Annotated in this window: 13 protein-coding genes; 11 read left to right on the top strand and 2 right to left on the bottom strand. The window is 63.0% G+C overall.

Annotated elements, in window-relative coordinates; all coding sequences use genetic code 11:
- Positions 1–97: 97 nt before the first annotated feature.
- Together ftsH and C7I85_RS08395 are read left to right on the top strand one after the other, a co-directional pair.
- Positions 98–2038, top strand: a complete 1941-nt coding sequence (gene ftsH, locus C7I85_RS08400) for an ATP-dependent zinc metalloprotease FtsH (RefSeq protein WP_106723499.1) — start codon at positions 98–100, stop codon at positions 2036–2038.
- Between the two features lie 115 nt (positions 2039–2153).
- Positions 2154–2849: a class I SAM-dependent methyltransferase gene (locus C7I85_RS08395; protein ID WP_106723498.1), complete on the top strand. Its 696-nt coding sequence runs from the start codon at positions 2154–2156 to the stop codon at positions 2847–2849.
- Between the two features lie 55 nt (positions 2850–2904).
- Here C7I85_RS08395 and C7I85_RS08390 read toward each other — a convergent pair whose 3' ends face one another.
- On the bottom strand, positions 2905–3735 hold the full coding sequence (locus C7I85_RS08390) for a hypothetical protein (RefSeq protein WP_106723497.1): 831 nt from the start codon (positions 3733–3735) through the stop codon (positions 2905–2907).
- Between the two features lie 432 nt (positions 3736–4167).
- On the opposite strand from C7I85_RS08390, the gene glmM reads away from it, so the two are divergent.
- From glmM to C7I85_RS08370, 4 genes are all read left to right on the top strand, one after another.
- Entirely contained in the window at positions 4168–5520 is a 1353-nt protein-coding gene (gene glmM / locus C7I85_RS08385) for a phosphoglucosamine mutase (RefSeq protein WP_106723496.1), read from the top strand.
- 298 nt (positions 5521–5818) lie between these two features.
- Positions 5819–6592 (top strand): outer membrane protein, encoded by a 774-nt coding sequence (locus tag C7I85_RS08380; RefSeq protein ID WP_106723605.1) that lies wholly within the window; start codon positions 5819–5821, stop codon positions 6590–6592.
- A gap of 190 nt (positions 6593–6782) precedes the next feature.
- Positions 6783–7655, top strand: coding sequence for an outer membrane protein (locus tag C7I85_RS08375; RefSeq protein ID WP_106723495.1), 873 nt, complete (start codon positions 6783–6785; stop codon positions 7653–7655).
- 165 nt (positions 7656–7820) lie between these two features.
- Positions 7821–8012, top strand: a complete 192-nt coding sequence (locus C7I85_RS08370; protein WP_106723494.1) for a hypothetical protein — start codon at positions 7821–7823, stop codon at positions 8010–8012.
- A 42-nt stretch (positions 8013–8054) separates the two neighbouring features.
- Here C7I85_RS08370 and C7I85_RS08365 read toward each other — a convergent pair whose 3' ends face one another.
- Positions 8055–8246, bottom strand: a complete 192-nt coding sequence (locus C7I85_RS08365; RefSeq protein ID WP_106723493.1) for a DUF1059 domain-containing protein — start codon at positions 8244–8246, stop codon at positions 8055–8057.
- Positions 8247–8626: 380 nt separating this feature from the next.
- Between C7I85_RS08365 and C7I85_RS08360 the strand changes: the two genes are divergently transcribed.
- The 5 genes from C7I85_RS08360 to C7I85_RS08340 all read left to right on the top strand — a co-directional run bounded on the left by C7I85_RS08360 (position 8627) and on the right by C7I85_RS08340 (position 16400).
- Positions 8627–9982 (top strand): sensor histidine kinase, encoded by a 1356-nt coding sequence (locus tag C7I85_RS08360; protein WP_181257117.1) that lies wholly within the window; start codon positions 8627–8629, stop codon positions 9980–9982.
- A gap of 228 nt (positions 9983–10210) precedes the next feature.
- Entirely contained in the window at positions 10211–11386 is a 1176-nt protein-coding gene (locus C7I85_RS08355; RefSeq protein WP_106723491.1) for a phosphoserine transaminase, read from the top strand.
- Between the two features lie 78 nt (positions 11387–11464).
- Complete coding sequence (gene serA, locus C7I85_RS08350) at positions 11465–13066, top strand: phosphoglycerate dehydrogenase (protein ID WP_106723604.1); 1602 nt, start codon at positions 11465–11467, stop codon at positions 13064–13066.
- A gap of 283 nt (positions 13067–13349) precedes the next feature.
- Positions 13350–14648 carry an adenylosuccinate synthase gene (locus C7I85_RS08345; RefSeq protein ID WP_106723490.1) on the top strand — a complete coding sequence of 433 codons (1299 nt, stop codon included), beginning with the start codon at positions 13350–13352 and terminating at the stop codon, positions 14646–14648.
- 63 nt (positions 14649–14711) lie between these two features.
- Positions 14712–16400: a hypothetical protein gene (locus tag C7I85_RS08340; protein WP_106723489.1), complete on the top strand. Its 1689-nt coding sequence runs from the start codon at positions 14712–14714 to the stop codon at positions 16398–16400.
- Positions 16401–16458 lie beyond the last annotated feature (58 nt).

Genomic DNA, 16458 nt, shown 5'->3' with positions numbered 1-16458 from the left:
GTGCTCTACTGCTTGGCATAGCCCATGGGGCTGCCTATGTTAGGTCCACGCTTCCAACAACGACAGGTGTCCGGCCTCGGGCACAACGGGAAACTCGATGAATCCGAATTATCGCAACCTCGCGCTCTGGGCGATCATAGCAGTGCTTCTGATTGCCCTGTTCAACCTGTTCCAGACGCCGCAAACGCGAGGTGCTTCCAGCGACGTCGCCTACTCGGATTTCCTGAAGGATGTCGCGGCCGGCCGTGTCAAGACGGTGACCATTGCGGGCGAGCGCATCTCCGGCACCTACACCGACAGCTCGAACGGCTTCCAGACCTATTCGCCGGGCGACTCCTCGCTGGTGCAGCGCCTGCAGGACAAGAACGTCACCATCAACGCCCGCCCTGAAAACGACGGCTCGAGCTCGATCTTCGGCATGCTGCTGTCGTGGCTGCCGATGATCCTGATTCTCGGCGTGTGGATTTTCTTCATGCGCCAGATGCAGTCCGGTTCCGGCCGCGCCATGGGTTTTGGCAAGTCGAAGGCCAAGCTTTTGACCGAGGCGCATGGCCGCGTGACCTTCCAGGACGTTGCCGGCGTGGACGAGGCCAAGCAGGATCTCGAGGAAATCGTCGAGTTCCTGCGCGATCCGCAAAAATTCCAGCGCCTGGGCGGCAAGATCCCGCGCGGCGTGCTGCTCGTCGGCCCTCCCGGCACCGGCAAGACCTTGCTGGCCCGCTCGGTGGCCGGTGAAGCCAACGTTCCGTTCTTCACCATCTCGGGTTCGGACTTCGTCGAAATGTTCGTCGGCGTCGGCGCGAGCCGCGTGCGCGACATGTTCGAGCAGGCCAAGAAGAACGCGCCCTGCATCATCTTCATCGACGAAATCGACGCGGTCGGCCGTCATCGTGGCGCCGGCCTCGGCGGCGGCAACGACGAGCGCGAGCAGACGCTCAATCAGCTGCTGGTCGAGATGGACGGCTTCGAGGCCAATGAGAGCATCATCCTCATTGCCGCGACCAACCGCCCCGACGTGCTCGACCCCGCGCTGCTGCGTCCGGGCCGCTTCGACCGCCAGGTCGTGGTGCCGAACCCGGACATCGTCGGCCGCGAGAAGATCCTGAAGGTGCATGTGCGCAACGTGCCGCTGGCACCCAATGTCGACCTCAAGGTGCTGGCACGCGGCACGCCCGGCTTCTCGGGTGCCGACCTCGCCAACCTCGTCAACGAGGCTGCCCTGATGGCGGCGCGCCGCAACAAGCGCCTGGTGACCATGGCCGAGTTCGAGGACGCCAAGGACAAGATCATGATGGGCGCGGAGCGCCGCTCTTCGGCCATGACCCAGGCCGAGAAGGAGCTGACCGCCTATCACGAGGCCGGCCACGCAATCCTGGCGCTCAACGTTCCGTCTGCAGACCCGCTGCACAAGGCAACCATCATCCCGCGCGGCCGTGCACTCGGCATGGTCATGCAGCTGCCCGAAGGCGACCGCTATTCGATGAGCTACAAATACATGATCTCGCGCCTTGCGATCATGATGGGTGGCCGCGTGGCTGAGGAGCTGAAGTTCGGCAAGGAGAATATCACCTCCGGCGCCTCCTCCGACATCGACCAGGCGACCAAACTGGCTCGGGCCATGGTGACCCGCTGGGGCTTCTCCGACAAGCTCGGCCAGGTTGCCTATGGCGAGAACCAGGAAGAAGTGTTCCTGGGTCATTCGGTGGCGCGCACCCAGAACGTCTCGGAAGAGACCGCGCAGATCATCGACGCGGAAGTGCGCCGCCTGATCGAGGAGGCCTACACCACCGCCCGCAACATCCTGACCAAGAAGAAGAAGGACTGGATCGCGCTGGCCGAAGGCCTGCTGGAGTACGAAACGCTGTCGGGCGACGAGATCAAGCAGCTGATCGCCGGCCAGAAGCCCGCGCGCGACCTGGGCGACGACACGCCGCCGAGCCGTGGCTCGGCCGTGCCGAAGGCAGGCTCCAGCGGCGGCCGCCGCAAGAAGGGCGGCGAGGAGCCCGAAAGCGGAATGGAGCCTCAGCCGCAGGGCTAGGGCTTCCACAAGCCAGTCTTTTCATGACATTCGAGCACCGCGGCATTGCTGCGGTGTTCTTTTTTTGGCGCCCGCGTTTTTCGCGGCGGAGCTTGAATTGGAGAGGAGCGGGGCGATGTCCGAGAACGACTATGATTCCTTTGCGGAGTCCTACGTGGCCGACAACGAGGCCAATGCCTGGAATGCCTATTACGAGCGCCCGGCGATCCTGGAGCTTGCGGGCGACGTCTCGGGGCTGCACGTGCTCGACGCCGGTTGTGGCGGCGGTGCCCATGCGCAGGCGCTTATCGAACGGGGCGCTGTCGTGACCGGCATCGACAAGAGCGCAGGCCTTCTGGCCATCGCCAAGGAAAGGCTCGGAGACCAGGCCCGTCTTGTGCAAGCAGACCTTGGAGAGCCGCTGCCCTTCGAGAGCGGCTCATTTGACCTGATCCTGTCGGCGCTAGTCATGCACTATCTGGAAGATTGGTCGCAGCCGTTGGCGGAATTCCACCGGCTGCTTCGGAACGGTGGACGCCTGGTATTTTCGACGCACCATCCCTTCATGGATCATCAGCTGACCGACGCAGACGACTACTTCGCCACATATAGCTTCGAAGATGAATGGCAGCGGGGCGACAGGACGATCAAGATGCGCTTCTGGCATCGGTCGCTGCATGCCATGGTCGATGCGTTGCTGGCAGCGGGCTTTCGCCTAGAACGGCTAAGCGAGCCGCAACCGGATCCCCGGGCGCGCGATCTCTTTCCGGAGGCCTACCGGAGCCTGACGAAAAAACCCCGCTTCCTCTTCTTCTCGGCAATCAAGCCCTGAAGAGAATTGGAAAACCCGCGAGGGACTAGCTCGCGGGTTTTGGTTCTGCCTACGATCAGCCCTTCAGCTTGGCGTTGCACAGGCTGTAGTAGCCGCCGCCTTTCTGGATCCACTTCAGGCCGCCCAGCTGGTTGGCGTCCTTGGCGGCATAGTACTGGTCGAGGCAGGTGTGCAGGCGGGCCTTGCCGGGGGTCTCGTTGACATATTTCTGCGAGATCGCGGTCGGGAACTTGACGCTGCTCGGCGCCACCGTCGTGGGCTTCTCCGGCTCGCCCTGGTAGTTTGCCTGGTCGGGGCTCGGCAGGGTCTCGTCCTCGGCGGCCGCAGCGCTGCACTCAGCCTTGCGGAACTGGTTCCAGTTCTGGCCGTTCAGCTTGCCGGCAGTCTTGGCGGCGCTGTACTTGGCGCTGCATTCCTTCATGGTCAGGCCCTTGCCGCCGCCAGCGGCCGCCGCGGTGCTCGGCTTGGTTTCGGGCTTGGTCGCAGTCGCCGCGCTGGCGCCCGCGCCGCATTCGGCCTTACGGAATTGGTTCCAGGTCTTGCCGCCCAGAGTGCCTGCATCCTTCGCAGCATTGTACTTGGTGCTGCACTCCTGCATCGACAGCCCTTTGGCGCCCTCAGTGGTGGCGGCGTTGGTGTCGGTCGCCTTCTTCGACTTCGAAGATTTCTTCTCCGGCGCAGCCGGTTCGGTCGCCGCAGCGCCCGCATTCGCCGCGCATTCGGTCTTACGGAACTCCTTCCAGCTTTGTCCGTTTAGAGTGCCGGCGTCTTTGGCTGCATGATATTTGGCGCTGCATTCTTTCATCGTGAGCGCGCTCGCCGGCGCCGCGAACAACGCGGCTGCAAGAGCGAGGCCCGACAGGGTGGCAATTCGCATGATAAGCATGGCGTTTTTCTCTCCGTTGCTGCCGCCCCCACAAGCACCATGCACAAGATCGTGCCTGCAACGTCCGAAGGCGCCAGATGTCTAGTAATGCGCAAGACCGCGACGTGTTCCGCAACAATTACAGACAATCGTCACTTTTCTAGTGCAATTGCGCGGAATTCTTCGGCTGTAGCCATGCGGCAAGCGCCGTCGGTTAGGGAATGGGAGCGGGCTTTGGTTATTTCAGGTCCACTAAAGCCAGGAAATGTGCCTTTGCGCGAAATGTGACCGGCGTTTTCGTGAACCGCCAAGTTCAAGAAAAATAAAGGGAGACGTAAGAAAATTCCAAGGATTCGTAACAAATAATCACACAATGTGATCTGTGCGCGCTGGCTGGCTGTGGCAGAAGCTGAGTAGCGGGAGCGAGCCCACGGCTGGGGAAACTGGATAGGTATGAGCAGACGCTATTTCGGAACGGACGGAATCCGGGGACGGGCCAACAAATTTCCGATGACTGCCGAGGTCGCCATGAAGGTGGGCATGGCGGCCGGTCTTTCCTTCCAGCGGGGCAACCATCGCCACCGTGTGGTGCTCGGCAAGGATACGCGCCTCTCCGGCTACATGATCGAGAATGCACTCGTGTCCGGCTTCTGCGCCGCCGGCATGGACGTGTTCTTGCTCGGGCCGGTACCGACACCGGCAGTCGCCATGCTCGCCCGCTCGCTGCGCGCCGACATCGGCGTCATGATCTCGGCCTCGCACAACCCTTACTACGACAACGGCATCAAGCTGTTCGGCCCCGACGGCTACAAGCTCTCGGATGAGATCGAGATGCGCATCGAGGCGCTGCTCGACCAGGATATCGACATCGCGCTCGCGGATGCCGATGCGCTCGGCCGCGCCAAACGTATCGACGGCGTGCATGACCGCTATATCGAATTCGCCAAGCGTACCCTGCCGCGCTCCATGTCGCTGGCGGGCCTCAGGATCGTCATCGACTGCGCCAACGGCGCGGCCTACAAGGTGGCGCCTGCTGCCCTGTGGGAACTCGGCGCCGAGGTCATCACGATCCACGACGACCCCAACGGCTTCAACATCAACGAAGAGTGCGGCTCGACCCATCCGGAGAGCCTCGCCAAGAAGGTGCATGAAGTGCGCGCCGACATCGGCATTGCGCTCGATGGCGACGCTGACCGCATGGTCATCGTCGACGAGCGCGGCAATGTCGTCGACGGCGATCAGGTTCTGGCGCTGATCGGCGAGTCCTGGCACCAGAGCGGCCGCCTCGCCGGCGGCGGCGTGGTGGCGACGGTCATGTCCAATCTTGGCCTTGAGCGCTTCCTGGGCGACATCGGCCTGCAACTGCACCGCACCCAGGTGGGCGACCGCTACGTGGTCGAGCACATGCGCGCGCACGGCCTCAATGTCGGCGGCGAACAGTCGGGCCATATCGTGCTATCGGATTTCTCGACCACGGGCGATGGCCTTGTATCGGCCCTGCAGGTGCTGGCTTGCGTCAAGCGCCAGAACAAGCCGGTGAGCGAACTTTGCCGGAGGTTCGAACCGGTGCCGCAGCTTCTCAAGAATGTGCGCTTCTCGGGCGGCAAGCCGCTGGAGGCAGCGCCGGTCAAGGCCGCGATCGAGGATGCTCGCGGGCGTCTCGGCAAGTCGGGACGCCTGGTTATCCGCCCATCCGGCACCGAGCCGCTGATCCGCGTGATGGCCGAGGGCGACGACCCCAAGCTGGTCGAGAGCGTGGTCGACCAGATCGTCGGCGTGATTTCCGAAGTCAAGACCGCCGCCTGATCCACGATTGCCATCGATGCACAAAAGCCTGCCTTCCGGCGGGCTTTTCGGCGTGGCCTGTAGAGGTTGCGCCTGCTTGAAAAAGCAATGTTCGCGGTCAGTTAATTCCATAGACGACCATTAACCGCCGCCGGTTCAGAAGTTAGAAAATAGCAAATAACCAACATCAACCCATTCGTTTTTCACTGCCTTGGTGAATAAACGTAGTTAAGGCGACCTTAATCTTTCTGATTCATTGTCCATGCGGAATTCAATCATCCTCGGCCGTCCGGCGCGGGGAATCGCAAGGGTGATGAAGATGCGTAAGTTTCTCACGGCACTCGCCGCGCTGATGGCTGGCGGCATGTCGGTTCCCGCAATGGCGGCCGATCTCGTCGAACAGCCAGTCGTCGTGGCCCCGGCTATCGGCGCCTGGTACATTCGCGGCTATCTGGGCATGACCAACCAACGGCTCGGCGAACTGCGCTCGGATCTCTACAACGATCCGACCATCGTTGCCTATGGCTGGCACGACAAGGGCGGCTTCAGCTCCTCGCCGCTGTTCGGCGGCGGCATCGGTTATCAGTACAATGACTGGGTCCGTGGCGACGTGACCCTCGAATATCGCGGCGCGGCAGACTTCAACGCGCTTGATTGGGTCGATCACGGCGGCGGCAACGCCTACACCAACGAATTCCATGCCAAAAAATCCGAATGGCTGTTCCTGGCAAACGGCTATGTCGATCTCGGCGAGTTCGGTCCGTTCGTGCCCTATGTCGGTGCCGGCATCGGCACGTCGCGCAACACCATTTCGCAATTCCGGGACGTCAATGTGATGAACCGAGGCGGCGCTTGGGCAGACAGCGACGCGCAATGGAACTTCGCCTGGGCGCTGCACGCAGGTCTCGGCATCAAGGCCACCGATCGTATGACCATCGACCTGGGCTACAGCTTCGTCAATCTTGGTAATGCCCGTACCGGGCCCGAGATCAACTACGATCCTGTCGCCAACCCAGGACCATACGACGGCGTGCAATTCCACAGGCTGACGTCTCACGATCTGAAACTCGGTATCCGGTACGCTTTCAACTGAGTTCGGACGGCGAAGATTTTCGAGAAAGGCCCCGCTTCGTCGGGGCCTTTTGGCGTTTTTTGGGCCTCTCCCACGGCGCGCCCCAATTCCTTTCATTATCCTTAACCGGCACTTAACCAATATGGTTAACAATCAACCCCGAAAGATGACTGGGCCCGTCCCACGCCAGCGCATTCGGGAGTTTGTGATAATGAGCCTGCAATCGCGTATCCTTCTGCCCCTTGCCGCAGCGCTGCTATGGCATTCGGCACCGGCCATGGCCGCAGACTACGAGCCGCCCGTCTATGTCGAAAGCGGCCCAGAATATGTGCCGGTCGAGGTCGGCTCAGGCTGGTACCTGCGCGGCGACGTGGGTTTTGCGTTCAACAAGCCATTCAAGAACTTCGAAACTCCAGTTGGATTCACGTCCAACCAAACGCCCGTCCTGGCCAATATCGGCATGGGCTATCACTTCAACGACTATCTGCGCGGGGAGCTGAATTTCGGCATTCTTCCATCCAACAGCTTTGCCAACGAATATGTAAGCTCGTGTGACGGGACGCTAACCGTTTCGAACACCGACGGTTCGGGTAACACGACCGTTCACAGCGGTCGCCAGACTCGCGACTGCCCAGGCTCGGACAATGCCAAGAACAAGGGCTACTCCGGCACGGCGAACGCCTATTTCGATCTGGGCACTTTCGCGGGCTTCACGCCCTATGTCGGCGGAGGCTTGGGCGTGGCCTATGTCTCGCGTCGCGTAGCAGAGGGGGATCGGCACTGCCGGAACCAGACGACGAGCGTCCCCAATGGCGCTGGCGGATCGACAACGTCGGTCTTCGAGTGCGACGACTCCGACGCCTACAAGGGCAAAGTGGATTCGGAACGCCGCTACAACTTGGCCTATTCGCTCGGCGCGGGTCTTTCCTATCGCTTCAGCCCGAATGGCTCAGTTGATGTTGGCTACGAGTATTTTTCCGTGCCGAACGCCCAATTTGTCTCCTATGACAGCACTGGTCCGAGGCTCAGCAAGGGGCTCGACTTCCACCAGGTCAAGGTCGGCCTGCGCTACGACCTCTGGTAAAAGCGCAATCTGCGAACGACAGGAATGGCGGGCCTTGGCCCGCCATTTGCGTTTGGAAACCGATCCTGCTCCCGCGCGATGGCCTCCCCCGTGCCTGGCGACGGCAAATGCTTGAATACCGCCATGCGAAGCACGACCTTTCCTGAGGGGGAACAGGAGACGAGGATGAGCACAGCGCAACGTCCGGCCCCCGAGGTCAAGCAAACCGCCAAACGGCGCACCGAAGGCCGCGCGGAAGATCGGGCAACGCTTGAAGAGCAGCTTCAAGAAGGCCTTGAAGACACCTTTCCCGGCAGCGACCCGGTTTCAGTGATCGTCACCGCCATTCCCGGGCGGCCCAAGCAGCTTCGCCAATAGGCGCTTGCATCGACGCTTCACCGAGGCGGCGCGCTGGCGTCGTCAGGCCTGCGGCGAGCCTTCATGTATGGCCTTCTTGATCTCGGCCCGAAATTCCGGCGTGTCGTGCTCGCCATGAACCGCGACGGCATGTTGAACGGCAGCATTGATCAACTCTTCATCGCTGTCCGCCACGATCGCCACAGTGCATTTCATTTCGCTCGGGAACTCTCGGCAGTCGATATATTTGCGCATGGTTATCTCCCATGAATCGACGTGCAGCGCGCCTCACGGCGCTACCTGCCTATCCCCCGCTACGCTCTCCAATCACCGCAAATTATACCACGGAATCGAAACTTCGCATGGGCTGCCAAAGGCCGGGCGGACCATTTCGCTTGATGCGCCGCTCTCGCAACCCGGCGTTCCAGGGAGTGGCGCGAGAAAACTGGATCGAGGGCGACAGCCCGGAGCCCGCCGGTGAGAGCACGACGGAACAAACTGCCGAGTTCGCAATTGTAGCAGGCCCACCACGCCCGCATGAGCCTGCCCCAAGTGGTCTCATCTCGCCCCCGAGAGCAATGCCGGTTGACCGCTTCTGGCGCAGATCAGCAACCCGTCATTGCAAAGGACCTGCAATGGACCGCCTTATCAGAGCATACCACACCATCTTCATTACAAACCCTATGTACGCCTATGCGTTCGCCATAGGCTGCGTGGTCATTGCCACCCTCCTGCGCCTTGCCGCAGGAGTTATTACGACAGACGTCGCACCCTTTGTGACGTTGTTTCCAGCAGTGCTCTTGGCAGCCGTCCTCGGCGGAACGGGTCCGGGGACGCTGGCGCTTGTTCTTTCAGGGGCATCGGCATGGTACTTCTTTCTCGAGCCTCTACGCAGCCTCGAGATCAACACGACAGCGACCGCAATCGATCTGGTGCTGTTCGCCCTTTGCGGTGCTGCAATGATTCTTGTGGGTGCAGTTCTGCAGGCGGCCGTAGAGCGTGCGGACCGGACACTGCAGGACGTCCGCGAAGGCGAACGCAGGTTGCGCGCGGCTCTCGAGGCCGGGCACCTCGGAACCATTTCGTATAATTTGGCGCAAGATCGTGGCCGCTGGTCGCCGGCTTTCGCCAAGATGATCGGTCAGCCCGTGACCGATATGAGCTTCTCGGACTGGCTGGAGCTCGTCCACCCGGACGACCGACACATTGCCCAAACCTCTTTGGAAGAGGCTCTGGCGACCAAAACCGAGACCTACAAGACCCACTACCGCATTGTCAGGCCGGACAAGGCGGTTCGTTGGCTGGAGTTTTCCGTTACCGCCACCCGCGACGGCACCGGCGAGCTGATTGGGCTCGACGGTTTTGCGGTCGACGTCACCGACCGCTTCAGGGAAGACGAGCGCAAGCAGGAGATCGTGCGCGAGATGCACCACCGCGTGAAGAACGTTCTCGCGATCGTGCAGGCTCTCGCCCGCCAGACGGCGCATCAGGCGACCTCTCTCGACGGCTTCCTTTCGACCTTTCAGGCGCGGCTCAACGCGCTCGCCACGACCCACGATCTCATCGTCAGTCATCAGGGCCGGGGCGTAGCGCTTGCCGAGTTGGTAAAGACCGAGACAGCCCCTTTCGAGACGATCGCCGGCAGCCGAATCACCCTCGACGGCCCGGACCTGATGCTGCCGTCGGAGATGATCACCCCGCTCGGGCTTGTCATCCATGAACTGACGACGAATGCCGCAAAGTACGGCTCGCTCTCGCACCGCAACGGTGCCGTTTCGGTGAACTGGTCCACGCGCACCAATGGCGGCGGCCCTCGCCTGTCGGTGCTGTGGCGCGAGCGCGGCGGTCCGCCAGTTGTGGCGCCCACGAAGGCGGGCTTCGGCAGCCGACTGATCTCCCGGATGATACGGAACGACCTCGCCGGCGAGATCGAGTTCCACTGGCTCGCGCAGGGCCTGGATTGCACTTTCACCGTGCCGCTGGCGAACTGATCCGATCACAAATTTGCGCAGCGTCCTGGCTAGCCACATGCGCCCGCAGCTCCTTGATTTTCCTAGCATGTTTTCCCGACGCCTCGGCATTATCGCAGGTGACAGTCGCTGACAGGCAAGCAACTGTCGCAATATTGCCACTTGCCGTCCGCGGGACGTTCCGCTATCTCCGCCAGTGGGCCACCCCTCCCCAACGAGGGGCGTGCTATCTGGAAGGATAGGATCAACATGACTGTACTGCCGAAGCCGGACTTGCGTCCGGCCAATCCCAATTTCTCATCCGGCCCCTGCGCAAAGCGCCCCGGCTGGTCCCTCCAAGCTCTCGCAGACGCAGCCCTCGGCCGCTCCCACCGCGCCAAGATCGGCAAGACCAAGCTCCAGCAGGCCATCGACCTCACCCGTGAAGTCCTGCAGGTTCCGGCCGACTATCGCATCGGCATCGTGCCCGCGTCCGACACCGGCGCCGTCGAAATGGCGCTCTGGTCGCTGCTCGGCGCACGCGGCGTCGACATGGTCGCCTGGGAAAGCTTTGGCGCCGGCTGGGTGACCGACGTCGTCAAGCAGCTGAAGCTGCCGGATGCCCGCACCTTCGAAGCCCCTTATGGCGAACTCGTCGACTTCTCCAAGGTCGATTTCGACCGCGACGTGGTCTTCACCTGGAACGGCACGACCTCCGGCGTGCGCGTGCCGAACGCCGATTTCATCCCGGCAGACCGCCAGGGCCTGACCATCTGCGACGCGACTTCCGCCGCCTTCGCGCAGAACCTCGATTTCCAGAAACTCGACGTCGTCACCTTCTCCTGGCAGAAGGTGCTGGGCGGCGAAGGCGCGCATGGCATGCTCATCCTCTCGCCGCGCGCCGTAGAACGGCTCGAGACCTACAAGCCGGCCTGGCCGCTGCCGAAGATCTTCCGCCTGACCAAGGGCGGCAAGCTGATCGAAGGTATCTTCAAGGGCGAGACCATCAACACCCCGTCCATGCTGGCGGTGGAAGACTATCTCGACGCACTCAATTGGGCGAAGTCGATCGGCGGCCTCGATGCCCTCATCGCCCGCGCCGACCGCAACTTCGCGGTGCTCGACGCCTTCGTCGAGAAGACGCCCTGGCTCGCCAATCTGGCGACCGATCCGGCGACGCGCTCGAACACCTCGGTCTGCCTCACCATCATCGATCCGGAAGTGACCGCGCTCGACGCCGAGGCGCAGGCCGCCTTTGCCAAGGCCATCGTCTCCGCCCTCGACAAGGAAGGCGTGGCATATGACATCGGCGCCTATCGCGACGCGCCGTCGGGCCTGCGCATCTGGGCCGGCGCGACCGTCGAGGCGTCCGACGTCGAGGCACTGACGCATTGGCTCGAATGGGCGTTCCAGAACCAGAAGGCCGCGCTGAAAAAGGCGGCCTGAGTTCAAGGTTTTTGGGCGACCGGGTTGGGACGGTCGCCTCATTCCCCCAAGTCTGAATTTCACCTGATGGAGGCCTTTATGGCACCTCGCGTACTCGTATCCGACAAACTCTCCCCCACCGCCGTGCAGATCTTCAAGGATCGCGGCGTCGAAGTCGACTATCTGCCCGATGTCGGCAAGGACAAGGAAAAGCTGCTCGAAATCATCGGTCAGTATGATGGTCTCGCCATCCGCTCGGCCACCAAGGTCACCGAGAAGCTGATCGCCGCCGCGACCAATCTCAAGGTCGTCGGCCGCGCCGGTATCGGCGTCGACAATGTCGACATCCCGGCCGCCAGCCGCCGCGGTATCATCGTGATGAACACGCCCTTCGGCAATTCCATCACCACCGCCGAGCACGCCATTGCCATGATGTTCGCGCTGGCGCGCCAGATTCCGGAAGCCAACAGCTCCACCCATGCCGGCAAGTGGGAGAAGAACCGCTTCATGGGCGTCGAGATCACCGGCAAGACGCTGGGCGTGATCGGCTGCGGCAATATCGGCTCGATCGTGGCCTCGCGCGGCGTCGGCCTGAAGATGCATGTCATCGCCTTCGATCCGTTCCTGTCGGAAGACCGCGCTTCCGAACTGGGCGTGGAAAAGGTCGATCTCGACACGCTGCTCGCCCGTGCCGACTTCATAACCCTGCACACGCCGCTGACCGACAAGACGCGCAACATCATCAATGCCGATGCCATCGCCAAGATGAAGGACGGCGTGCGCGTCATCAATTGCGCGCGCGGCGGTCTCATCGTGGAAGCTGACCTCATCGCCGCGCTCCAGAGCGGCAAGGTGGCCGGCGCCGGCATCGACGTATTCGAGGTCGAACCTGCGACCGAGAACGCGCTGTTCGGCATGGACAATGTCGTCACCACGCCGCATCTGGGCGCCTCCACCACGGAAGCGCAGGAGAACGTGGCACTGCAGATCGCCGAGCAGATGGCGGACTACCTGATCAAGGGTGCGGTCTCCAACGCCATCAACATGCCCTCGATCACCGCCGAGGAAGCGCCGCGGCTAAAACCCTTCGTCAAGCTCGCCGAGGTGTTGGGCGCCTTCGTCGGCCAGGTCACCGAAGAGCCGATCAAGGAAGTCGAGATCCTGTTCGACGGCTCGACCGCCGGCATGAACACCAAGGCGCTGATTAGCGCGGCACTTGCCGGCCTGATCCGTCCGCAGGTCGCCGACGTGAACATGGTGTCCGCGCCGATCATGGTGAAGGAGCGCGGCATCATTGTCGCCGAGGTCAAGCGCGACAAGTCGGGCGTGTTCGACGGCTACATCAAGCTGACAGTCAAGACCGAGAAGCAGACCCGCTCCATCGCAGGCACCTGCTTCTCCGACCACAAGCCGCGCTTCATCCAGATCAAGGGCATCAATCTCGACGCCGAGGTCGGCCAGCACATGCTCTACACCACCAATGCCGACGCGCCGGGCATCATCGGCCTGCTTGGCACCGTCTGTGGCGAGAACGGCGTCAACATCGCGAACTTCGCGCTGGGCCGCGACCGGCCAGGCGGCGACGCGATCGCGCTGCTCTATCTCGACGCGCCGTTCCCGGAGGACGTTCTGGAAAAGGTGCGGGCGCACAAGTCGATCGACTCGGCCAAGCCGTTGCATTTCGACGTGAACGGCATCTGAGACTGGTAGATCACGCTCGTTTTTTCAGAAGGCGCCGGGCAACCGGCGCCTTCTTGTTTGCATATCTATGCGATACTGTGCCCGGTGAAAGTCGCGGGCGCTTTGGTGCATGCCTCACTATGGCCGCGGCCGGGCAATAGGTGCACAGGCAAGGGTTGCGGCGTGACGAAATTGTCTTGCCCTTTGCCCCAAAGAATGGTCGCGTTTCGGGAATCTTGCCGTTATAGAGGCCTGTCGTCCTATAGGTTTGCGCCGCCTAGCGCGGCATGGAAGGGAAGAAATCATGGCCAATGTGGTTGTCGTCGGTTCGCAGTGGGGCGACGAAGGCAAAGGCAAAATCGTCGACTGGCTGTCGGAGCGCGCCGATGTGGTGGTGCGGTTCCAGGGCGGTCACAATGCCGGCCATACGCTGGTCGTCGACGGCAAGGTCTACAAGCTGTCGCTTCTCCCGTCCGGCATCGTGCGCGATGGCAAGCTGTCCGTCATCGGCAACGGCGTGGTCTTCGACCCGCATGCCTTCGTCGCCGAGGCGCAGAAGCTGCGTGACCAGGGCGTCGAAGTGACCCCGGAACGCCTGAAAATTGCCGAAAACACCGCGCTTATCCTGTCGCTCCACCGGGAGCTCGACGGATTCCGTGAAGATGCAGCCTCCAATTCCGGCACCAAGATCGGCACGACCCGCAGGGGCATCGGCCCCGCCTACGAAGATAAGGTCGGGCGCCGCGCCGTACGGGTGATGGATTTGGCAGATTTGAGCACATTGCCCGCGAAGGTGGACCGGCTGCTGACGCACCACAATGCGCTGCGCCGCGGCCTCGGCCATCCGGAAGTAGCGCATGAGACGATCATGGAGGAACTGACCTCCGTTGCCGACAAGATCCTGCCCTACATGGACCGGGTCTGGAAGGTCCTGGACGACCGCCGCCGCGCCGGCGAGCGCATCCTGTTCGAAGGCGCACAGGGCACGCTGCTCGACATCGACCACGGCACCTATCCCTTCGTCACCTCGTCCAACACCGTGGCCGGCCAGGCCGCGCCCGGCTCGGGCATGGGACCGAACGCGATCAACTACGTGCTCGGCATCACCAAGGCCTACACCACCCGCGTCGGCGAAGGCCCCTTCCCTACCGAACAGAAGAACGAGATCGGCGAGTTCCTCGGCACCAAGGGCCACGAGTTCGGCGTCGTCACCGGGCGCAAGCGCCGCTGCGGCTGGTTCGACGCCGTGCTGGTGCGCCAGGCCGTGGCCGTCAACGGCATCAAGGGCATCGCGCTCACCAAGCTCGACGTGCTCGACGGGCTGGACGAGATCAAGGTTTGCACCGGCTACATGCTCGACGGCGAGCTGATCGACTACCTGCCGGCGAGCCAGGGCGCGCAGGCGCGCGTCGAGCCGGTCTACGAGACGCTCGAAGGCTGGAAGGGCTCGACCCAGGGCGCCCGCAGCTGGAACGATCTGCCTGCCCAGGCAGTCAAATATGTCCGTCACATCGAGGAGCTGATCGGAGCGCCGGTGGCGCTGCTTTCCACCAGCCCCGAGCGGGACGACACCATCCTTGTGACCGATCCCTTCCAAGATTAATTTTGCGCCTTCCTGCGGTCGGCGTGACGCCGGCCGGGAGAGAAACCACAGGTCGACAAAAGCATGGCAGATTTCGTTGCGGTTCTGAAAAAGGCGCTGGACGGGCTTAGCGAGGCAACGCCGCCGCTACGCCAGAAAGTGTACGACAAGGCCCGTGCGACCATCGAGGCGAAGCTTGCGGCAATAAACCCGCCGCCGCCCCAGGCCGTCGCCGATCGCCAGAGGAAGTCGCTCGAAGACGCCATCGCCTCGCTCGAAAAGGAATATGCCGACAAGGAACGTCCGAAAGCGGGCGTCGACCCGCTGCAGGAGCTGGAGGACGTCTTTGCCTCCATCGAACGCCAGAAGAGCGCGCCGCCGAAGCCGGTAGCCCCCGCGCCGCGTCCCGAGCCTGTCGCCAAGCCTGCTCCCGCCCCGGCGCCTGCGCCGGCTCCCGCACCGAAGTCAGACTTCGCGTCGTGGCTCGACACGGCGCCGAAGACCATGCCGACGGCCGCGGCAAAGCCTGAAGCCGCGGCATACAAGCCAGCGGCCCCGGCGGCCGCGCCGGCGTCCAAGCCCGCGGCCCAGCCCCGCGCGGACGACAAGCCCAAGACCGACCCGGCGGCCGAGATGGATGACTGGCTGCAGCCGGCACCGGCTGCGCCCAAGCCGCAACCCGCCATCGAACCGGTCAAGGACGACTTCTTCGACGCGGCCAACGACCGGGATGACGACGACGAATACGACGCGCCGCGGGAAGCCCATCAGCAACAGCCCAAGGGCAAGCGCAGCTATGGCGGCCTGATTACCGCGGCAATCGCCTTGGTGGTGGTCGCGGGCGGCGGTTATGGCGTGTGGGCAAGCAAGGGCGCCCTGTCCAACCTCTTCAGCGGCTCCGGCAAGCATGCCGAGACGCCTGCTGCTTCCGGCGCCGCGCCTGAAACCAAGACGGCGGCTGCCCCAGCCACGCCTGAGCACGCGCAGCAGACGGCACCCTCGACACCGGCGGGCGAGCCGAAACTCACCCAGCGGCTGAATACGGACGGCACCGAGATCGATCCCGGACCGGCCGGCGGCGGCGCTTCGATTGGCGAAGGCACCTCTGTCGCGACCGCCACGCAACCGCCCGCCGCCCAGACGGGAACAGCCGCACCGGGCCAGACGCCGCCGGCGCAAACAGGTACGCCTGCCGCGCAGTCTGCGGTGGCCGTCGGCCAGCGCGCGATCTTCTATGAGGAGCGCACCAACGTCGCCCAAGGTTCGGCCGAGCCCGGCAGCATCGTCTGGTCGGTGGTGAAGGAATCGCCAGGCGGCGACCTGCCGCCCGAGCCGGCCATCCGCGCCGAGGCGGTCATTCCGGGCAAGGACCTGCAGCTGCGCATGACCATCCGCCGCAACGCGGACCAGACCCTGCCGGCCAGCCATATCGTCGAGGTGATCTTCCTGACGCCGCAAGGCTTCGAGGGCGGCGGCATCGAAAACGTGCTGCGCGTGTCGATGAAGGGATCGGAGCAGGAAGCCGGCAGCCCGCTGATCGGCATTCCGGCCAAGATCGCCGACGGCTTCTTCCTGATCGCGCTCAACGACGGCAAGCCGGAGATGGAAGCCAATCTGAGCCTGCTGCGCAGCCAGAGCTGGATCGACGTGCCGATCATCTACAAATCCGGCCGCCGTGCTCTCTTCACCATGGAAAAGGGCATTCCGGGCCAGAAGGTGTTCGACGAGGCGATCAAGGCCTGGCAGGCCTCCGCCGGCAACGGAAATGGCTGAGGTATAAGTTGAAAACGGCCCCGAAAGGGGCCGTTTTTGTATCTGGGTTGGTCGACTC

The sequence above is a fragment of the Pseudaminobacter soli (ex Li et al. 2025) genome, assembly GCF_003012705.1.
Lineage (GTDB): Bacteria > Pseudomonadota > Alphaproteobacteria > Rhizobiales > Rhizobiaceae > Pseudaminobacter > Pseudaminobacter soli.
The sequence above is the reverse complement of the archived record's forward strand: the minus strand, read 5'-3'. Positions and strand labels throughout refer to the sequence as shown.